The organism is Maribacter cobaltidurans (assembly GCF_002269385.1).
GTDB classification, from domain to species: domain Bacteria; phylum Bacteroidota; class Bacteroidia; order Flavobacteriales; family Flavobacteriaceae; genus Maribacter; species Maribacter cobaltidurans.
On sequence record NZ_CP022957.1, the window covers coordinates 990,795 to 1,011,228 of the forward strand.

Here is a 20,434-nt window from a genome sequence, read left to right on the forward strand (position 1 = left end):
ATATTTTAAGTCGCCCAAGAAAAAGGTCCATTTGGTTTTATTTAACCTTATTTACAACAGCTTTAATGGTTTCAAAATCCGAAATACCAAGTTGGTCATCCTTCAAAAAAGAAGCTGTATTCATGGATATGGAAGGTGGTATCGACAAGGTCCGATGGAATTTTGTGCCGGATAGGTGAACTGCACCAAAACCTTCTTTCTTGAACATTTCTATATTATGGTCATTAATTCCTGACCCTGGCAAAATCATAATATTTGAAGAACTCTCCTTTAATGCTTTCAACAGTGGTAGTCCTTCCTTAGCAGATTTTTGCTGACCAGAGGTAAGTACACAATCCACGCCCAAGTCATTCAATCTACCCAGGGTTTCCAATGGATTCCTAACCCAATCGAATGCCCTATGGAACGTAAAGCGAAGTCCTTTGGAAAAAGCTATCAAGTCCGCTGTACGGGCTTCGTCCAGCGTATAGTCCCTGTGCAATATGCCTGAGACAATGCCCTCAAAACCCAATTCCCTGCATAGTTCTATATCCCTTCCCATACTATCAAATTCATATTCGGAATAAGTGAAATCCCCACTTCTGGGCCGTATCAATACATGTACAGGAATGGAAATATGCTTCTTTACCGCCCTTAACAGTCCATAGGAAGGGGTGATACCGCCAACGGCCAACTCGGAACAAAGCTCAATTCTATCGGCCCCTGCCTTTTCCGCATTGATGGCAGATTCCAAAGAATTTGCACAAACTTCTACAAGCATCTTCTTATATTTAAATTTCTTAAAAGTAAAGAACCACGACCATGAAAAGAAGAAAGTTTCTTAAAAATTCCAGCACCTTGACCGCAGGAATGATAACCGCCCCATTAATCGCATCGTCCGGAAGTCCCCTCAAGGAATTTAGAACCATGAACAATGCATCAAAAAGCAATATTCCCATTGCTATTTGCACTTGGGATTTTGGAAACGCTACTGCCAAGGCATGGGAAGTTCTGAATTCTGGAGGAAACTCCTTAGATGCCGTTCATCAAGGTGTTATGGTAGAAGAGGACAATCTGGATAACCAGACCGTAGGAAACGGTGGTAGACCAGACCGTGATGGGAACGTGACCTTGGATGCCTGTATTATGGACAAGGATGCCAACTGCGGTGCCGTGTTGGCACTTCAAAATATAGCCAATCCTATTTCAGTTGCCCGAAAGGTGATGGAAGAAACACCCCATGTCATGCTCGTTGGAAAAGGTGCAGAACAATTCGCCTACGAGCAAGGCTTTGAAAGGACAAACCTATTGACCGAAAAATCAAAACAAGAATGGGAAGAGTGGAAAAAAACCTCCCAATACAAGCCCATAATCAATATAGAAAACCATGACACCATTGGCATGTTGGCCATAGACAAAAATGGGGATATTGCAGGAGCCTGCACAACGAGTGGTATGGCCTATAAAATGGCCGGACGCGTGGGCGACTCCCCCATTATTGGCGCAGGACTCTTTGTGGATAATGAAGTCGGCGGTGCCACGGCCACGGGGGTTGGAGAAGAAGTGGTGCGTACCGTAGGCAGCTTTTTGATCGTTGAACTGATGCGTCAGGGCAAATCGCCCCAAGAGGCCTGTGAGGAAGGCGTAAAACGAATTATTGCCAAAAACAAGGACAAACAGGACTTCCAAATAGGATTTATCGCCATCAATAAAAATGGGGAAACCGGGGCCTATTGCATTCATCCCGGGTTTACCTATAGGACCTATACCCAAGAAGGTCATGTCAATAATCCTTCGGGTAGTTATTTAGAATCTTAAGTCTATCGGCTTTAAAAACAAACTTCGTACTTTTATAAACTCACTTTTATTTTCCTAAAATGTCCGAACAAAAAAGACTATTTCTTCTAGACGCCTACGCATTGATTTTTCGTGGCTATTATGCCTTGATAAAAAACCCGAGAATAAATTCCAAGGGGATGGATACCTCGGCTATCATGGGGTTCATGAATTCTTTGTTCGATGTAATAAAGCGCGAAAAGCCCGATCATCTGGCAGTTTGTTTTGATAAAGGCGGAAGTGCTGAAAGAACAGAGCTTTTCCCAGAATATAAGGCTAATAGGGATGAAACCCCCGATGCCATCAGAATTGCGATACCCTACATACAGGATATTTTGAAAGCCATGCACATTCCATCCGTTGTTCTTGAAGGTTGGGAGGCAGATGATATTATCGGCACCCTGTCAAAGCAGGCGGAAAAAGAAGGTTATAAAGTCTTTATGGTGACTCCGGACAAGGATTTTGGGCAATTGGTGACCGAAAACATCTTTATGTACCGTCCTGCCCGAATGGGTAACGGTATTGAAATTTGGGGTATCCCAGAAGTTCAAAAGCGTTTTGGGGTTGAGCGTCCGGAACAGGTAATCGATTATTTGGGCATGATGGGGGACGCCAGTGATAATATACCAGGGCTTCCCGGCGTAGGGGACAAAACCGCCAAAAAATTTATCGAACAGTTTGGTACTTTGGAGGGTCTTTTGGAAAATACGGACCAGTTGAAAGGCAAAATGAAAGAGAAAATCATCGAAAATGCGGAGCTAGGGTTACTATCCAAGAAATTGGCGACCATTTGTACCGATTGTGACGTTACCTTTAATGCGGAAGACTATGAACTTTCCGTTCCCGATAGTGAGGCCGTACAAAAGATTTTTGAGGAACTGGAATTTAGAAGACTCAAAGACCAGTTCATTAAAATATTTTCGGGAGAAACAGAAGAAACCACCCAAACTCAGGTAACCAGTACCGAGACTGCAAAAAAAGTGTCCGCCTCGGCCGGTAGTGGTCAGTTTTCCTTGTTCGGTGGTGACGGTGCTTCGCCAGCGACCATCAAGGATACCTCCAGTAGAAATACGATTTCGGACATCCCACATTCCTACCAAAGCGTGACTCCTGGAATAGGCATGAAGTTATTTCTTCAAAACCTGATGAAGCAAACATCGGTTTGTTTTGATACCGAAACCACATCCATTAATCCGTTGGAAGCGGAACTCGTGGGTATTTCATTCTCGTGGGAAGCCACTAAAGGGTTTTATATTCCCATTCCGGAAGGAAAGGAGAACGCACAAGAAATTTTGGAGGAACTAAGACCCTTCTTTGAAGCCGAAGACATAGAGAAAATTGGACAGAACCTAAAGTATGATATTAAAGTACTTGACAAATACAATATCAAGGTCATGGGAAAATTCTTTGATACCATGTTGGCACACTACCTCATCAATCCGGATATGAGGCATAATATGGATGTTTTGTCCGAAACCTATCTGAACTACACGCCAATCTCCATAACGGAACTCATAGGAAAAAAAGGAAAAAACCAATTATCCATGCGTGATGTCCCCTTGGAAAAACAAACGGAATATGCGGTTGAGGATGCCGATGTAACCTTTCAACTGGCCCAACATTTTAGACCGGAACTGGAAGAAGCCAAAACCGACGGGCTGTTCAATGACATCGAAATCCCTTTATTAAAAGTTTTGGCAGACATGGAACTGGAAGGCATCAATTTGGATATTGACTTCCTTAAATCCCTATCCGAAGCCTTGGAAAGTGACATTGCCTCTTTGGAAAAGAAGATTTATGAGGCCGCAGGCGAGGAATTCAATATTGGCTCTCCAAAACAGTTGGGAGAAATATTGTTCGACAAAATGAACTTGGTGGACAAGCCTAAGAAAACCAAAACAGGGCAATACTCTACGGCGGAAGACGTATTGTCCTACTTGGCCAAGGACCATGAAATCATTCAAAATGTTTTAGATTACCGTGGGCTTACCAAACTAAAAAGTACCTATGTGGACGCGCTTCCCGGTCAGGTAGAACCTACTACAGGGAGGGTTCATACGGATTATATGCAAACCGTAGCGGCAACAGGCAGGCTAAGCAGTAATAATCCCAACCTCCAAAATATTCCAATACGAACAGAACGCGGAAGGCAGGTGAGAAAAGCCTTTATACCAAGAAATGATGATTATACCTTATTGGCGGCGGATTATTCCCAAATAGAATTGCGCATCATTGCCGCCTTAAGTGAGGAGGACACTATGATTGAGGCGTTCAAAAATGGGGAAGACATTCACGCTTCCACCGCTTCCAAGGTATTCAATGTACCCATAGAAGAGGTTACCAGAGAACAGAGAAGCAATGCCAAGACCGTAAATTTTGGAATCATTTATGGAGTTTCGGCCTTTGGCCTAAGTAATCAGACCGACTTGTCACGATCAGAATCCAAGGAGCTTATTGACACCTACTACAAAACCTATCCCAAGCTTAGGAACTATATAAGTGAGCAGATAGATTTTGCCCGTGAAAATGGGTATGTACAAACAGTCTTGGGTAGACGAAGATATTTAAAGGACATCAACGGCAGCAATGCCGTAGTCCGTGGAGCAGCAGAACGAAATGCGGTGAATGCCCCCATACAAGGAAGCGCCGCGGATATTATTAAAATCGCCATGATAAATATCCATAAAAAACTTCAAAAAGGTGATTACGAATCAAAAATGCTTTTACAGGTACACGATGAATTGGTTTTTGACATCTATAAACCTGAACTGGAAGAACTAAAAACATTGATAAAATCCGAAATGGAAAACGCCTATAAACTATCTGTTCCTTTGGATGTGGAGCTGGGCGAAGGTAACAACTGGCTTGTTGCCCATTAAAATTTAAAAAGGCACCTTTAAAAGGTGCCTTTTTGTTTTCATTTTATTCTTAACCTAAACTATTGGCCCAACGCTGCTTTTTGGATTCGCGCTTTTTAAAGCGACTAATTATAGACTTAAAAAAACTGCTTAGCGAATAGGGTTCAAAATCAAACCTTAGGATAACCTGTTTGGATTCTTCTCCGTTAAGAACCAATCCATTCTGGATTTCAAAATCCAAAAAGAAAAACCCAGAAATTTCCTGTACACTCCTATCTTTATAGATAAAACTATTGTCTCTGCCTTTTAAATAAAACCGAAACGACACATACCTACCCGGTTCCAATTCCAAGACTTCTCTTGTTTTTATGAACAACCCAGTATGAACCCCTTTTAAGTTAAGAGCTTCATTTCCCTTGAACTTATCTATAAAATGTTCTTCCCCTCTATCATCAAAAACTGATAATTTGGAAACATTCAATATCATTTCAGAAACTCCTTTTTCCAAAGCGGTCTCGTTGCTAAGTATCAAATCCTCTATTCTATTTCCCTTATCGTCCCATTGATCCATCATATCCAAGGAGAAAGGAATCGACTGCCATATTGTAGGGTAAACTTTTGTATGCTTCATAACAAAATGTATTAAAATTATACGGTACAAAGTTGACCATCGTTTTTGGCCATTAAAACAAGAATATTCTCCAATTTCTATGCTATTTTACCAGTAATACCAAGTTTATTGAGCAAACAAGCCAAAATACCATATTTAATTTAACAGAAAACTAATTATAACTTCTAGAAACGTTAAACAATCCTAAAAGCACACTAAAGTGAATCAAGAATGCGTTGGATTATTAACTACTATAAAAATCTAGACCGATGAAGCGAATGGTCGTTCTTTTGTTTTACTTATTTACGACCCAGATGTTTTCACAACAAAAGACAGGTCCAGAAGTAAAATCAAATCATCAGGAAGTAAAAGTTTTTCCCAATCCCGCTACAAACGTCATCAACATTTTAGGGCTTCAAAACTCGGAAAGGGCACTCATAAGAATATCAGATACCTATGGAAATACAATGATGAACTACCAATGGGAAATAAAGAACAATGCTTTGAATATACCCATTGCCAATTTGGGGCTGGGCATTTATCTTATTACCATCAATTCATCCGAACAAAAGATTCAAAAGAAGTTTTTTAAGCAATAAGGACTATTCAAAAACAAAGTTATAGGTCAGGGCGAACAAGGGACTATTCAAAACAGATATCTCATAAGATCCCAAAGGGCTACCTAGGAAAACATTTGCATCCTCAGGCCCTTGTCTTTGGGTGTAATATAGATTAAAAGGGTTTCTCCTGCCATAGACATTGTAAATTGTAAATATCCAGTCACCTTTCCATTTTCTATTTGGCTTTTTACTGTAGGAAACCTTCCAAGAGAAGTCCAATCTATGATAAGGCCTTAACCTTGCGTTATTTCTTTCCAAGAAAATGGGTATATCCAAGTCCTCTAGCTTAAATACACTATTGGCCGCGGTATAGGGTCTACCTGTTTGCGCCGTAAAATTGAAGCTCCAAGTGTTATAGGGATCACCTTCAAAGTTTACCGTACCATTAAACACATGAGGGCGATCAAAATCAGAGGCGTACCATTGATTATTGTTTATCCGATCGGCCAATTTTTCATTCTGGGATTTCAATAAACTTCTGGACCACGTATAATTGAACCACCCATTAAACTTACCCTTGGGTTTCCTAAAACTTAGTTCAACCCCATAGGCCTTCCCTTCGGCCTGCACAATATCCCTTTCCAAATATTCCTGCAAAAAAAAGTCAGCTCCGGGTTTGTAGGTAAGGTTATTATCCGAGGTTCTATAATAACCCTCCAGACCAAGTTCAATGGTATTATCCTCAATACCCGTATAAATCCCTACTCCAAAAGCATCACTGGACTGTGGCACAATATTGGGGTCCGAGGTTTTCCAACGTGATGTTGGCAAAGGCGTTGTAGAGTTGTACACATTCTGTAAATACTGATTTAACCGCGCGTAACTTGCCTTTATTGAAGTAACTTCGCTGACCTTATAGTTAAGGCCTAATCTAGGTTCCAAGTCATTATAAGTCTTTACTCCTGCACCTTTTTCAAATATTGTGGTCCCGACCAGCTCTCCCGTGATATCATTAAAATATCCTTGGGTATACGGACCAACAAAAACGAAATGATTGAATCTAAGACCCGCCGAAAATTTAAATCTTTCTCCCAACAACCAATTTAGGTTACCGTATCCTGCAAAGACATAGCTATTTTCTTGACCAAGATCAACCGGAAGAATGCTGTTTCCGTTTCCAGGATCAAGGTTACCTGGCTGAATAGTGTATTTATTGACCTGCACCCCACCATAATAATCTACCTTATCATTTACTATATTGGATAATTCCGAAACGAAACTTAAATAATTGATACCAGAAACAAATTCAATATCATTGTCATTTCCCTGTTCTGGAAAAATAGTCCTAGGTTTATAATCACTAGCCACAAAAATGTTCCTTAAATTGACATCATTATTAAAACTATGTGTCCAGTTTAAAGTTCCGTTCAAAGTTCTAAAATCGTACTGATTGCTTTCCGAATTGATATTTTGAATTTTGGTAATGAGATCTAGTTGATAGAAATCCTTGGTATAGAAACCTGTAAAAGACACCTGATCCTTTTCTGATGGCAAATACAATAGTTTCATCGTAGCGTCCTGAAAATTGGCTTTAGTATTTTTCAGTCTTTCAGAGAAGAGCGGAAGTAAAAAATCCGTAAAGCCAACCCTGCCTCCTATACTTACCATCAACTTATCTTGAATCAAGGGAGTTTCCATAGACAACCTACTGGATACCAAACCCACGCCTCCACTTAACTTAAACTTATTTGTGTAGGGATTCTTTACCTTAACATCCAATACCGAAGTAGTTCTGCCCCCAAATCTGGCCGGAATATTGGCCCGATACAGATCAACCGAGGATACGGCTTCCGGGGTAAAAACTGAAAAAAGCCCAAAAAGATGGGTTGGATTAAAAACGGGGGCATAGTCATAAAGTAATAAATTTTGGTCCAAAGACCCTCCCCGAACGGACAGTCCATTACTAAGTTCACCTGCATTGTTAACCCCGGCCAATAAGGTCATGCCCCTTAGTACATCAAATTCGCCTATAGCAGCAGGGATTTTTTTAAGTTCTTGGGCATTTAGTTCCAAAGCGCCCATTTGGGGGGATTCTAGATTATCCAAGACTTGTTTTGCACGCACGATTACCTCTGACAACTGTTCTTCTTGCGGTCTTAATTTTACTGTAATTATCTTGCTCTCTTTGAGTGACACGTTAAAGGCTTCTTGAGCAAATCCTATATAGTTTACGGTTAATGTGTACTCCCCTTGTGGCAACTCTATTGAGAAACGACCAGCTTCGTTGGAAACACCACCACAAGAACAAGGGTTTATGGCTATTTGCGCATTATCCAAAGGCAAATCTGTTCCCTCGGTCAAAACTATCAAGGATAATGTGTAGTTCTGGGCATTAGAGATAAGGCCTACAAGGAGTAGAACTATTACAGCAATAAGGTGTTGGGCTTTATCTGTCATATTTTGTTTTTTATTGCCAGCCTGCGGGTTCTATGGCCGTTCTATATCTCGATTCTTCACAGGGGGCAAGCTGTGTTGGCGGCGGTGGATATGGAGAATTCATTGTGGGTTCCAACGATATATTAGGCGGCTGCAAACCTTCCAGGACCGGATCATCAATGTATACTCTTTCCACAAAAACATTGGCCACCGAAGAGGCCGCTGCCGTAAACCTACCCAAAACAAATTCATCGGCGTCGTTCACATTATAAAGATTTCCAATAAGGGCGGCAGGGGGTGGAGCGTTGAAACCTGACGAATTGTCCACTATATCCTTTAGGACTTTATAGTATTTATAGGCTGCAGGAGTCAAAGAAAATTGCTGTACCTCAATGACCATCTCCTCATTGGTATAAAGAGGAATTTTACCAACTTCCAAACCAGAGATGGTCTTCCCATTGGTAAATTGATCATCGAAAATATTTACTTCTTCTGAATATCTAATTCTCCAGCACTCGGTTTCACAGAGATAATCAAAATACCTTAATTGTCTATTACTAAGATCGTATGGAATGCATTTTCCGTTTCTATATATTCCTTCATAACATCGAATACAATAATTAAGGTTTTCAAAAGACCGGTAACTCCAATAATAATTATTCTCCCCTTCTCCAGGGTCATCAAAACTGACAATAATTTTGTGTCCGGGTATAAACTTGTCCAACCCCTCCCGATATTCCAACTCCTTAACATAGTCTATGGACACATCCTCTATTGGCACAGGCTCCAAAACCGGTTCAGGTTCGGACTCATATACTCTACCATCGGGGAGAATCACCGTAAGCTTCCATCGTTCTCCAGGTACTACCATAAATTCCTGGGGCGAGACGTAAGTATTCGCTATTTCTATAAAATTTATTGACTGACCATTATCAACATTTTCAACCACCACGGATGCACCCTGTATAAAGTTTAACCCTCTGATACCAAATTCCGTTATAGATTCATTGATTGTGACAAATGATGCACCAGCATTGGAACTGGCAAAACCTTCTATAAAGATCAAACCATCTTCATAGTCATATTCAGGAGTTACTGGGTCGATACACGAATTTAGTAGAAGAACCGTAGCAAGTAAAACTAACCGTTTTGGTTTAATGGTAAAAAAAACAAAAATCCTTTTCAATTTCATCCATTTAAAATTATTAATCCCGCCATCCCATTGGTGTTAGAGATGTTCTGTATCTACCTTCTACACAGGGAAAAGTCACTACGACTTGCCCAAGTCCGGTTTCAATCCGGAATGGCGGTTTTTCCTCCAAAGGTCTTTCCTCTATACCCGAACGGTCAATAAGAATAGAAAAGTCGGTACTTGCCGTGGCTGTACATCTTCCTAGAACAATTACTTCCTCATCCGAAACGTTATACATATTCCCGATCAAAGCAGCTGGCGGAGGAGCATTAATACCTTCATTATTATCCACTATGTCCTTTAATGTTTTTATAATATTTGTAAGCCTTAGGGGTTAAAGATAACTGTTCTACGAAAACAAGGGTATTTTCTTTTGTATACAAGGTTAAAATCGCCACAGACAAGTCCTGAATTGATTTGCCATTGGTAAATTCGTCCTTGAATAAACTTACTTCCTCGTTATAACGAATTCTCCAACATGGCACCTCGCAAGGATAGGAAAATCCAAATTGTGTATCAGACTTTTCAATGGTTACAAAACAGGAAATAGGTATATTAGAGGCAAAAGCATCTACGAAAATAAGGCCTCCATTAAAATCAAATTCAGGTGCTACGGGATCAATACAGCCATTTAGCAATAAAGTGAAAAATAAAAACGATTGGAATTTAATTACTCCTAGTCGGAAAGATTTAACATTTAATGCTTTCAATTTTTGGCTTTGAAAAATATAGCCTGAAAAATAGGACTTAAATACACCATTTTAGCATTAAAAATGTTAAAATAATACGGAAAACAAAAAACCTCCAACATTACATTGAAGGTTTTTGTTTAATATCATTTAAGATGGTCATTATCTTCTTTGGAAAACCAATTGCCCACTTTCATTGAACTCCGGTATTTGCAAGTCGGCGGCGTCTACCAACATAATGTCCCCGTCTATGGTGACATCTACCTCGACGATATTTCCATCTATATCCACAAAGGATACCACATTGTTTTCATAGGTATAGGTACTGGATTCCGTATCCGATGTTGTTGGACAAGGAATGTCCAAGCCTGTTTGAGTAGCATTAATTTCTATGTAGTTTGCAGAATTCGTTGCCGTAGCGGTCAAATCCTCATTAAATCGTAAGGTGATTATGTAACAATCCTTGTCCGTTAGGTAGTCAAGAATTTCCTTTCCAAAAATGGCATTATCACTGGCGGTAGACTCATCAATTCGAAGCTCAGTGGCATCCCATGTCCCAACGATACTAGCAGAAGTTTCTATTTCCAAACCGTTGCCCTTATCAGAACTACAAGAAAAAATGAATGATGACAGAAGAAACAAGAAAATACTATTTCTCATATATACGCTATTTATTGTTCAGATATAGAACGTATTAAATATCATAATATTTCCCTAAAACATAAATGCTTTTTAAGTCTCAAAAAAGGAATTACAAGATAAATCTATAGGTTGCCTTTAAAAGAAAAGTATTGTCCTTTTTCTGACCGAGAATCTGACTGTCCAAATTCCTTCCCAAGGTTTCTGTAGGGTCACCAAAGCCAACCACCCCCTGGGACCAAACCAAGAAGATTTCAGATCCGGGAATATATTCCCATCGCAAAACCAAATTTGACCTAAATTGTACGAAAGAAAAGTCGGGGTCCTCAATCTCGTAATCCATATTTCCGTCCAGGTTTTCATCGACTAGATATGAACCTGTATTGTTGGGCCTTGAAATTTGTGTGTCCGAAAACAGGGTTACTCTCTCATTCAATTTCTCCGCTATAGGATTGTTCACATAGTTAAAGGCATCATAGATTCCCCTAGAGATGAAGGGTTCACCATAATATTGGATGGAGAGATTGGGATTCAGGCTATAATTAAACCGAATGGTGGTATTAAACGTACGCTGGTCTATATTGGCTGTAATATATCTAGGGGATCCATTGAATGAGGTTTCGGCCACATACTGCGTCTTATTGGGGTTTTCCTCATATTCTGACGAAAGGGATAGACTAAATGCATCAAAAGGCTGGTAATTACATCGGAACACGTATCGCTTTAACGAAAAGTTGTCCTCTGCGGCTTGACTGTTTACATAACCCAATGTAAAGTTGAATTTTTTTCTTCTGTCCGATCCAAAAAATACATACCAAAAATTTTCTTCGGACCATTGCCATCTCGGGCCACCTCGTAAAACTGTATTCGAGAAAATCCTAGGTTTATGGGCTGCTCCAGCTTCTGTCCACCAATTGTTCTTATAATTTATAAAACCTTGGAATTCGTATTGAATCCTATTATAGTTTCCTTGAAAATCATAGGTAGTAAATTGTTCCAACCCCAACTGTGCGGTCCTGTACAAACTTGTAGGCTTTAAAAACAACCTACGAAGCTGGGCATATTGTTTTATTTCATCGGCCTGCCTTAAAAAGCCTACATCGTTCAATTCCAGTTCGGGAGAACGCCATAGGACCCCTCCATTATATCTCCAACTACCCCCACCGGCTTTTCCCGCTTCTAGTTTGCCTCCTGTTCCTGTCATTGATGTTCTTGTACCATCCACCTCCACATGATCTGCATCCACCCTTTGAAAAAGATGTGTGATACTGGTCTGGGTTTGTTCTATTGCTTCTTCACTTCCTACAATATGGCTTCCTACAAAGTTACCTTCAACATAGTACTTCCTCTCTTTCCAATTGTGCTTAAAATCCAAACCTCCGGAGTATGCCGATTTTCTTAAAAAATTAAGGTTATCGGGAATATTTCTATTGGTAGCAGTAATAATTCCACCAACGTAAGAATTCCTCTGGTTAAAATCCTTTTGAACCCTGCCCACCAAATAATTTGTCAGAGGTTCCACCAATTCTCTTCGGCCGTTTCCTAAAGTGTCCAGTACATCGGCATACATATTTCCGGTGACACTTTCCAACAATCCCAAGGACCAACCATTCTTTGTCTTTCCAGAAAATTTTGCAGCCCCCAATATTGTGGAGTTTTTGGGTTGATCAACATATTCCGCATCCTCATCCACAACAAAACCCTGCGGACTTCTACCAATTCTGCGACTATAAAAAAGGTTATCGTTACCATCGGCAAATTCGTAATCGAAAATATTTTTGTTCTCAATGAAGAAAGGCCTTCTTTCCTCGAAGAATATCTGAAAACCATCCAAGGCAATTGCACCTGGATCTGCATCAACCTGACCAAAATCTGGATTGACCGTCAAGTCCAATGTTAAGTCATTGGTTATTCCGATCTTGGCGTCCAAACCACCATTAAACCTAAAATCACTGCCGTCCCTAAATGGATTGCCCGCCTCTGGGGGATAGGTGTCCAATTGATTGACCACAAAGGGCTGGATTTCCAATTGTTTTTGTGGCTGTATATCAAAAAGACCTCTCAACGTTCCAAATTCACTAACCCAGCCGGGAGCATCCCTTGGCATGGGTTGCCATAAAGATCGTTCTTCGGCCCTAAAAAATCTTCTGTTTAACTGCAAACCCCATATCTGTTCTTCCTTGGCGCCAAATTTTATTTGGCTAAAGGGAATTTTCATTTCGGCCGTCCATCCTTCTTTATCAATATTCGTAGCTGTATACCAAATAGGATTCCAACTGGGGTCCCAGTTGTTTCCATTTTGAGAAATAAACTCATCCCCCTTTACCCCGGCCGCGGAAACATTAAAGGAAAATCCTGTACGCTTGTCGTTGTAGCTATCTATGTTAATCTCAATCCAATCCCCCGCAAAATTATCCCTTCGCGCCAATCGCCTTTCAATTTTGGAAGGAATACTATCGTAGCACCGTATTCCTATATAAAGAAATTTGGAATCGTATGTTATCTTAAACTTTGTGGGTTGACTGGGAGTTTCACCATTATTAGGGTCAAAAACGGTAAAATCACCTTCCAACGGCACAACGTTCCAACCTTTATCGTTTAACATACCATCAATTTCCAATACTTCCCCTACAGGTAATGCTTTTGTGACATAAGTTCTTTTAGAAACGCTTACAGAATCTTCTTGTGCATAAAGGCTTAAAAACGCCAACAGGAATATTGACGTCCATCCCAATTTGTTTAACATGGTTGATCGTTGCTTTGATTGAAAGACCCAAAAATTGGGTAATTGTTACTTTATTACGTGTATTTTAGTCTTTTTTTAACATTGTAAGGAAATAGGATATTTGAGCGTATTTTTGCCCTGATTAGAAGAAAAGAAAAAAACTAAAAATAATAAGAAACAACTATTTGCAATTCAAGTTTATAGTTGTACATTTGCAGCCCGTTTCACGGGATTGAATAGATTAATTGTTAAAAACAGTAGCAGTGGATACACTAAGTTATAAAACCATTTCCGCCAACAAATCTACCGTAAGCAAAGAGTGGTTGTTGGTAGATGCCGAAGGAGAAACGTTGGGTCGTTTATCCTCAAAAGTGGCTAATTTATTGAGAGGAAAGCATAAACCAAGCTTTACTCCACATGTTGATTGCGGTGACAATGTTGTTGTCATCAACGCTGAAAAAATTATCTTGACCGGCAACAAATGGGAAGACAAGACCTACCAAAGGTACACTGGTTATCCAGGTGGACAACGTTTTACTTCTGCAAAGGAGTTGTTGAGTAAAAACCCAGCTGCCATTGTAGAAAAAGCCATCAAAGGAATGCTTCCTAAAAATAGATTGGGTGCCGATCTTTTCAGAAACCTTAAGGTTTATGCGGGACAGCAACACGGACAAGAAGCTCAAAAACCTACTGCAGTAAATTTAAAAGATATTAAATAATGGAAATAGTTCATAAAATAGGAAGAAGAAAAACTGCTGTTGCCAGGGTGTACCTTTCACAAGGAAATGGTACTATCACCATTAACAATAAAGATTTGAACGTTTATTTTCCAACTGCCACTTTGCAGTATAAAGTAAAACAACCATTTACACTTACCGATACTACTGACAATTACGATGTTAAGGTAAATGTTTACGGTGGTGGTATTACAGGACAGGCCGAAGCAATCAGGTTGGCCATTTCCAGAGCCATGTGCGAAGTGGATATTGAAAACAGGGCTACCCTTAAGCCAGAAGGTTTATTGACAAGGGATCCAAGAATGGTAGAGCGTAAGAAATTTGGTCAGAAAAAGGCCCGTAAGAAATTCCAGTTCTCCAAGCGTTAATCAAACGAATTTTCAAAGCATCCGTCCTCTGGCGGATGCTTATTTATATTTCTTGAGTGCCGGTCTACGTCCGGTATATTTATTAACAAGTTCATTGAAAGTCCAATTTTGGACACTTAAAAACCCTTTATTCACTTTAAAATAAAGGTAAATTAGTTTAGCATCTAAATGATAAAGGCTTTCCATAGTTTGGGATACCACTTTATCATTGCTATTTCATAAGAACGTAAACTAAATTTAAAATGGCGAAAGTCGAAGTAAAACAATTATTAGAAGCAGGTGTGCATTTTGGCCACCTAACCAGAAAGTGGAATCCGAACATGGCTCCTTACATCTACATGGAGCGTAATGGTATTCACGTAATCAATCTTTACAAAACAGTTGCAAAATTGGACGAGGCTAATGAAGCTTTGAGCAAAATTGCTGCTTCCGGAAGAAAAATTCTTTTCGTTGCCACTAAAAAACAGGCAAAGGACATTGTTGCTGAAAAGGCAGCGAACGTAAACATGCCCTACATTACAGAGAGATGGCCAGGTGGTATGTTGACCAACTTTGTAACTATCCGTAAAGCCGTTAAAAAAATGGCTTCCATCGATAGAATGAAGAAAGATGGAACTTTCAACACCCTATCCAAAAAAGAGCGTTTGCAAGTTGACCGTTTAAGGGCAAAATTGGAAAAGAACTTAGGTTCTATTTCTGAAATGACCCGTTTACCAGGTGCTTTGTTCATCGTTGATACTATGAGGGAACACATCGCCGTAAAAGAAGCTCAAAAATTGAACATTCCAATTTTTGCCATGGTGGATACGAACTCAGACCCAAGGGATGTTGATTTTGTAATTCCATCCAATGATGATGCCTCAAAATCCATCGAGATTATTATGTCTCAAGTAACCGAGGCCGTTGCCGAAGGTCTTGCTGAGCGTAAGTCTGAAAAAGCAGAATCTCCAGAAGGCAAGAAAGAAAAAGGATCCAAGAAAAAGGAAAAAGAAAATAAGGAGGATTTAAAACCTACCCCGGATAAAGTTGATACAAAACCTACACCGGTAGTTGATAAAGTTCCTAACGTAACCGTTGATGTAGAAGCAACTAAAGAAGCTGTTAAGGAAGATAAAAAAGCAGATTCTGCCGATGCTGATGATTTGACCAAAATTGAAGGTGTTGGACCAAAAGCCGCAGAGGCACTTTCCAATGCCGGATTGGACACGTTTGCCAAAGTTGCAAAAGCAGATGCGGATAAGATGAAAGAGATTTTGACCGAAGCCAGCTCCAGAATGGCCCATCTAGATCCAACTTCATGGCCAAAACAAGCCAAAATGGCCGCTGATGGAAAATGGGACGAGCTAAAGGAATGGCAAGACAGCGTTAAAGGCGGTGTTGAATAAAAGTACTTTTATACAAATTGATAATTGAACCTCCCTGTTTAGGGAATAAAAAACATAAATAATGGCAAAGATTACAGCCGCAGAAGTAAATAAATTAAGACAGACTACCGGAGCCGGAATGATGGATTGCAAAAAAGCCTTGGTTGAAGCCGAAGGTGATTTTGACAAGGCAATCGAAATCCTTCGCAAAAAAGGTCAAAAAGTTGCTGCAAATAGGGCGGACAGGGATTCCTCAGAAGGTGCAGCCATCGCGAAAGTTAATGATGACAATACCAGTGGGGTCATTATTTCCCTTAACTGTGAAACTGACTTCGTAGCCAAAAATGATTCCTTTGTTTCATTGGCCAACGAATTGGCAGATTTGGCCATAAACTATGATAATAAAGAAGATTTTTTGGCTGCTGATTTCAAAGGTATGTCCGTTCAGGATAAATTGACCGAACAGACCGGTGTTATTGGAGAAAAAATCGAAATTGGTGGATTTGAAAGATTAAGTGCCCCTTTCGTAGGCTCCTATATTCATGCAGGTAACAAAATCGCCGTTCTTACAGGTTTATCAGCTGCTGTTGATGGTGCTGATGTCGTTGCCAAGGACGTTTCCATGCAAGCTGCTGCCATGAACCCGGTAGCCTTGAACGAAGAAGGCGTTGACCAAGCGGTTATTGACAAAGAAATAGAAATCGCAAAGGACCAATTGCGTCAAGAAGGAAAGCCTGAGGCCATGTTGGACAACATCGCCAAAGGAAAATTAAAAAGATTCTTTAAGGACAATACTTTGGTTAATCAAGATTTCATTAAAGACAGTAAACAAAGTGTTGCTCAATATGTGAAATCTGTTGATTCAAACTTGGAAGTGACAGGATTTAAAAGAGTTGCTTTGGGTTAATCATCAGATTCAACCAAACATAAATAAAAATGCCGGGCGATTGCCCGGCATTTTTTGTTCCATACTTCTTTACTAATTTTTCAACCAATCATTTCTAAGTTTCTGAACCTCGCTAGAGCCATCTTCCATTGGAGTGATTTTATTTACAACAATGGTAGGTTTACCTACAGATCCTTCTACAGTAATGGTTTCCCCATCCCTCTCTAGTTCCATTGAAATGGTAGTATCCGGGGTCCATCCAAAACTTTGACCAATAATCGGTCTTATAGACTCCAAATTTATGTCTGTTCCATTGATGCTCTTAATAACATCCCCTCCTTGAACACCCAAGCTGGTAAAAAAAGAATTCAATTCAATTCCTTTTCTTACAAAAATTGCGTCGCCGGCAGATTGATCCACATCGATATAAGGAATCTCACCTTGTAAAAAATAACCCGTTTGTTCCTCTACTTTTGCCATACTTAATCCCATTTTTTCCAGATACATGGCATAATCTATAGGAGTATCGCCAATAACATGTTCATTAAAAAAATCCTGGACCTCAGGATATGTTAAGGCCACTATTTCGTCGATTAACTGATCATCCTTAAAAGGTGTATTAACCCCATATTTTTTTGAGAGTTGCTTCATTAACCAAAGTACTCCTCTTTCACCGTTACTTTTCTCCCTAATCAAAATATCCAATGCCATATTGATTAAAGCTCCTTTTTCGTAAACATTTGCGTAATTGCTTTCATATGGAGCTTCCAATATATTTTTGCTCATTACCGTAAAGGACATGGTATCATCATAGGCCTTCGCATTAGCCATTTTCTGTCTCATGCGCTCATAAAATTCTGCTTCGTCTATCAACCCTTCGTGCACCTGAAATAAATTGGCAAAGTACTCCGTAGTACCTTCATACATCCATAAATGTTGTGACATTTTTGGTGCATTGTAATCAAAATAATGAATTTCATTGGAATGCACGGACAGCGGGGTTACGATGTGAAAGAATTCATGTGATACTACATCTACCATTGCCTGCTCCAGTCTTTCCTTAGGCATAGCTTCAGGAAGAACTACCACTGTGGATGTGTGATGTTCAAGTGCTCCAAACCCCTTTGCATCGGTATCCTCCATAGTAGACAAATACAGTAAAATATTATATTTATTTGTAGTATTGATATCTCCTAAAAAAGCCTTTTGGGCAGTCATCATACTTTCCATACGTTCCTTCAAATCGCTAGCATGGTACGTGCCGTTTGGTGAAAACACACTTAAGGTAACTTCAATACTACCCACCTTAAAAACTTCCTTATCAGGTTTGGTATAAAAGATGGGGTTATCAATAACTTCAAAATACCTATTGGCCAAAAACACATCTCCATTTCCTTCATCTGCCAATGATGTCTTGGTCAACGAAGTGGCTGCCTCAAAACCAACGGGTTTTTGAATGGTCAACTGATAGGGAATTTCCTTGTACCCATCAAAATAGCCAACAAATCCATGCAGGTTTAGCATATAATTAGACCCTTTTTTAATATTTGTTCCAGCTGGGGAAAAAACGGCATCTTCTACCTCATTCTCTGTATCATAGGTATCATTGACCATGTAGGAAATCTTGTCCAATTTGGTTGCATTGGAAATAGTCCATGTATTTTGATCCTGTTTGGAAACCTCCAAGGGATTTCCAGAATAATCATAAGCCACAAAACCTTCCACATATTGGCCATAATCATCACTACTATATGTTCCAGGAACAGTCTTTGGAATTCTAAATGAAATTTGATTTGCCGTGAAAGCACCTGGATCTATTGTTACTTTCACCTGATCATCGACAACATTTACTAAATCCATAGAAACCACTAAAGGAGACTTATCTATGGTACTCAAATTTTTAGATGCGCCACAACCATATAAAAATAGGGCGACCAACAGATGCAAAAAAGCTTTTTTCATGCTATGTATTATTACAATATTTTATAAATAGAAAAAAATCAAACATCCTGCAAGGATATTAAAAATAGGAACGACAGCAATATCAATTAGCAAATAATTATGTTTTGAACTCAGATATTTACCAATGCTTTTCATGGAATTTTTTCATTATTTTTGCTTTGAAACAAATCGAACGATGCATTATAAAAGGATACTTTTAAAACTTAGCGGAGAAGCCTTAATGGGCGAAAAACAATACGGAATAGACCCAAAAAGATTGGAGGAATATGCAGAAGAGATTAAAAATGTTGTAGACAAAGGTATCGAAGTGGCCATCGTAATTGGCGGCGGCAATATTTTTAGGGGCTTGTCAGGTGCTGCCACGGGAATGGACAGGGTTCAAGGGGACCATATGGGAATGCTTGCCACGGTTATAAATGGCCTCGCACTACAAAGTGCCCTTGAAATGAAGGATGTGCAAACACGTTTGCAATCTGCCATTAAAATTAACGAAGTAGCCGAACCCTTCATTAGGAGAAGGGCCATGCGGCATTTGGAAAAGGGCCGGGTCGTGATTTTTGGAGGAGGAACCGGGAATCCTTATTTTACGACAGATTCTGCTGCAGTTTTAAGGGCCATTGAAATTGAGGCCGATGTAATCCTAAAAGGAACTAGGGTGGATGGCATTTATACCTCAGACCCTGAGAAAGATAAAAATGCAACCAAATTTGACACCATTTCTTTTCAGGATGTGCTCCAGAAAGGCCTTAAGGTAATGGACACCACCGCTTTTACGTTGAGCCAAGAAAATGAACTTCCAATTGTTGTTTTTGACATGAATAAAAAAGGAAATCTTTTAAAAATTGTGGATGGCGAAGCGGTTGGCACTACCGTAAATATGTGATTTTGGTATAATTTATGCCTTTGAATACAAAATTTTGATATGAACGAAGAAATACAATTTGTCTTAGACTCGGCCAAAGAAAGTATGGATGCCGCAATAGCCCATTTGGAAAGGGCCTTCCTTAAAATACGAGCTGGAAAGGCAAGCCCGGCTATGCTATCCTCCGTATTGGTGGAGTATTATGGATCACAAACACCTCTATCCCAGGTTGCCAATATCAACACTCCCGATGGTAGAACAATTTCCGTACAACCTTGGGAAAAAGGAATGCTTGCTGAAATAGAAAAGGCTATCATGAACGCAAATTTAGGTTTCAACCCTATGAACAATGGTGATTTGATAATCATAAATGTACCACCATTGACCGAAGAGCGTAGGATTCAATTGACTAAGCAAGCCAAGGCGGAAGCAGAACATGCCAAGGTAGGTGTTAGGAGCGCCCGACAGGATGCCAATAAGGAAATCAAGGATTTGGATGTATCTGAGGATTTGGAAAAGAATGCCGTTGCAGACGTACAAGATCTTACAGATAAATATGTAAAGAAAATAGACGATTTCCTTATCGCAAAGGAAGCCGAAATCATGAAAGTGTAAGTTTTTTGAAAATTCAAATATAAAAGGAGCAGTCGACCATAGATTGCTCTTTTTTTGTCCTATATATTCTTCAATCTCTTTTTAGGTACAATTAGCTACATTGGTTACCTTTGCAA

Annotated in this window: 18 protein-coding genes; 9 read left to right on the top strand and 9 right to left on the bottom strand. The window is 39.7% G+C overall.

All coding sequences use genetic code 11. From position 1 onward, the window contains the following. Positions 1-37: 37 nt before the first annotated feature. Complete coding sequence (locus CJ263_RS04320; RefSeq protein ID WP_094996134.1) at positions 38-760, bottom strand: copper homeostasis protein CutC; 723 nt, start codon at positions 758-760, stop codon at positions 38-40. A gap of 41 nt (positions 761-801) precedes the next feature. Here CJ263_RS04320 and CJ263_RS04325 point away from each other — a divergent pair, with 41 nt between their 5' ends. Then, entirely contained in the window at positions 802-1,797 is a 996-nt protein-coding gene (locus CJ263_RS04325; protein WP_094996135.1) for an isoaspartyl peptidase/L-asparaginase family protein, read from the top strand. A 59-nt stretch (positions 1,798-1,856) separates the two neighbouring features. After that, complete coding sequence (polA, locus tag CJ263_RS04330) at positions 1,857-4,694, top strand: DNA polymerase I (protein WP_094996136.1); 2,838 nt, start codon at positions 1,857-1,859, stop codon at positions 4,692-4,694. Positions 4,695-4,743: 49 nt separating this feature from the next. Here the strand turns inward: polA and CJ263_RS04335 are convergent, their stop codons facing one another. Next, positions 4,744-5,304: a hypothetical protein gene (locus CJ263_RS04335; RefSeq protein ID WP_094996137.1), complete on the bottom strand. Its 561-nt coding sequence runs from the start codon at positions 5,302-5,304 to the stop codon at positions 4,744-4,746. Between the two features lie 248 nt (positions 5,305-5,552). Between CJ263_RS04335 and CJ263_RS04340 the strand changes: the two genes are divergently transcribed. Further along, entirely contained in the window at positions 5,553-5,882 is a 330-nt protein-coding gene (locus CJ263_RS04340; protein WP_094996138.1) for a T9SS type A sorting domain-containing protein, read from the top strand. Positions 5,883-5,885: 3 nt separating this feature from the next. Here CJ263_RS04340 and CJ263_RS04345 read toward each other — a convergent pair whose 3' ends face one another. The 6 genes from CJ263_RS04345 to CJ263_RS04370 all read right to left on the bottom strand — a co-directional run bounded on the left by CJ263_RS04345 (position 5,886) and on the right by CJ263_RS04370 (position 13,545). Then, positions 5,886-8,300 carry a TonB-dependent receptor gene (locus tag CJ263_RS04345; protein WP_094996139.1) on the bottom strand — a complete coding sequence of 805 codons (2,415 nt, stop codon included), beginning with the start codon at positions 8,298-8,300 and terminating at the stop codon, positions 5,886-5,888. A 10-nt stretch (positions 8,301-8,310) separates the two neighbouring features. Then, positions 8,311-9,465, bottom strand: coding sequence for a DUF4249 domain-containing protein (locus tag CJ263_RS04350; RefSeq protein ID WP_158657075.1), 1,155 nt, complete (start codon positions 9,463-9,465; stop codon positions 8,311-8,313). A 19-nt stretch (positions 9,466-9,484) separates the two neighbouring features. Next, positions 9,485-9,763 carry a hypothetical protein gene (locus tag CJ263_RS04355; protein WP_158657076.1) on the bottom strand — a complete coding sequence of 93 codons (279 nt, stop codon included), beginning with the start codon at positions 9,761-9,763 and terminating at the stop codon, positions 9,485-9,487. Beyond that, positions 9,756-10,181, bottom strand: coding sequence for a hypothetical protein (locus CJ263_RS04360; RefSeq protein ID WP_094996142.1), 426 nt, complete (start codon positions 10,179-10,181; stop codon positions 9,756-9,758). The genes CJ263_RS04355 and CJ263_RS04360 overlap by 8 nt, the downstream gene beginning before the upstream one ends. 141 nt (positions 10,182-10,322) lie before the next feature. Next, entirely contained in the window at positions 10,323-10,820 is a 498-nt protein-coding gene (locus tag CJ263_RS04365; RefSeq protein WP_094996143.1) for a lipocalin family protein, read from the bottom strand. 91 nt (positions 10,821-10,911) lie between these two features. Beyond that, positions 10,912-13,545 carry a DUF5916 domain-containing protein gene (locus CJ263_RS04370; RefSeq protein ID WP_094996144.1) on the bottom strand — a complete coding sequence of 878 codons (2,634 nt, stop codon included), beginning with the start codon at positions 13,543-13,545 and terminating at the stop codon, positions 10,912-10,914. Positions 13,546-13,787: 242 nt separating this feature from the next. Here CJ263_RS04370 and rplM point away from each other — a divergent pair, with 242 nt between their 5' ends. From rplM to tsf, 4 genes are all read left to right on the top strand, one after another. Beyond that, positions 13,788-14,243: a 50S ribosomal protein L13 gene (gene rplM / locus CJ263_RS04375; RefSeq protein ID WP_094999104.1), complete on the top strand. Its 456-nt coding sequence runs from the start codon at positions 13,788-13,790 to the stop codon at positions 14,241-14,243. Continuing rightward, complete coding sequence (gene rpsI, locus CJ263_RS04380; RefSeq protein ID WP_094996145.1) at positions 14,243-14,629, top strand: 30S ribosomal protein S9; 387 nt, start codon at positions 14,243-14,245, stop codon at positions 14,627-14,629. Before rplM ends, rpsI begins: the two co-directional genes overlap by 1 nt. Positions 14,630-14,871: 242 nt before the next feature. Further along, positions 14,872-16,014 carry a 30S ribosomal protein S2 gene (gene rpsB, locus CJ263_RS04385; protein ID WP_094996146.1) on the top strand — a complete coding sequence of 381 codons (1,143 nt, stop codon included), beginning with the start codon at positions 14,872-14,874 and terminating at the stop codon, positions 16,012-16,014. Between the two features lie 61 nt (positions 16,015-16,075). Beyond that, complete coding sequence (tsf, locus tag CJ263_RS04390) at positions 16,076-16,900, top strand: translation elongation factor Ts (protein ID WP_094996147.1); 825 nt, start codon at positions 16,076-16,078, stop codon at positions 16,898-16,900. Positions 16,901-16,972: 72 nt separating this feature from the next. Here the strand turns inward: tsf and CJ263_RS04395 are convergent, their stop codons facing one another. After that, positions 16,973-18,841 (bottom strand): M61 family metallopeptidase, encoded by a 1,869-nt coding sequence (locus tag CJ263_RS04395; protein ID WP_094996148.1) that lies wholly within the window; start codon positions 18,839-18,841, stop codon positions 16,973-16,975. A 175-nt stretch (positions 18,842-19,016) separates the two neighbouring features. Here CJ263_RS04395 and pyrH point away from each other — a divergent pair, with 175 nt between their 5' ends. Beyond that, a complete protein-coding gene (gene pyrH / locus CJ263_RS04400; protein WP_094999105.1) occupies positions 19,017-19,724 on the top strand; it encodes a UMP kinase in 708 nt (235 codons plus the stop codon). Positions 19,725-19,763: 39 nt separating this feature from the next. After that, on the top strand, positions 19,764-20,318 hold the full coding sequence (frr, locus tag CJ263_RS04405; protein WP_094996149.1) for a ribosome recycling factor: 555 nt from the start codon (positions 19,764-19,766) through the stop codon (positions 20,316-20,318). Positions 20,319-20,434: the final 116 nt, after the last annotated feature.

Bases quoted from the DNA above. Each gene is read 5' to 3' on its own strand.
- CJ263_RS04320 (WP_094996134.1), bottom strand. From the start codon at position 760: ATGCTTGTAGAAGTTTGTGCAAATTCTTTGGAATCTGCCATCAATGCG.
- CJ263_RS04325 (WP_094996135.1), top strand. From the start codon at position 802: ATGAAAAGAAGAAAGTTTCTTAAAAATTCCAGCACCTTGACCGCAGGA.
- polA (WP_094996136.1), top strand. From the start codon at position 1,857: ATGTCCGAACAAAAAAGACTATTTCTTCTAGACGCCTACGCATTGATT.
- CJ263_RS04335 (WP_094996137.1), bottom strand. From the start codon at position 5,304: ATGAAGCATACAAAAGTTTACCCTACAATATGGCAGTCGATTCCTTTC.
- CJ263_RS04340 (WP_094996138.1), top strand. From the start codon at position 5,553: ATGAAGCGAATGGTCGTTCTTTTGTTTTACTTATTTACGACCCAGATG.
- CJ263_RS04345 (WP_094996139.1), bottom strand. From the start codon at position 8,300: ATGACAGATAAAGCCCAACACCTTATTGCTGTAATAGTTCTACTCCTT.
- CJ263_RS04365 (WP_094996143.1), bottom strand. From the start codon at position 10,820: ATGAGAAATAGTATTTTCTTGTTTCTTCTGTCATCATTCATTTTTTCT.
- CJ263_RS04370 (WP_094996144.1), bottom strand. From the start codon at position 13,545: ATGTTAAACAAATTGGGATGGACGTCAATATTCCTGTTGGCGTTTTTA.
- rpsI (WP_094996145.1), top strand. From the start codon at position 14,243: ATGGAAATAGTTCATAAAATAGGAAGAAGAAAAACTGCTGTTGCCAGG.
- rpsB (WP_094996146.1), top strand. From the start codon at position 14,872: ATGGCGAAAGTCGAAGTAAAACAATTATTAGAAGCAGGTGTGCATTTT.
- tsf (WP_094996147.1), top strand. From the start codon at position 16,076: ATGGCAAAGATTACAGCCGCAGAAGTAAATAAATTAAGACAGACTACC.
- CJ263_RS04395 (WP_094996148.1), bottom strand. From the start codon at position 18,841: ATGAAAAAAGCTTTTTTGCATCTGTTGGTCGCCCTATTTTTATATGGT.
- pyrH (WP_094999105.1), top strand. From the start codon at position 19,017: ATGCATTATAAAAGGATACTTTTAAAACTTAGCGGAGAAGCCTTAATG.
- frr (WP_094996149.1), top strand. From the start codon at position 19,764: ATGAACGAAGAAATACAATTTGTCTTAGACTCGGCCAAAGAAAGTATG.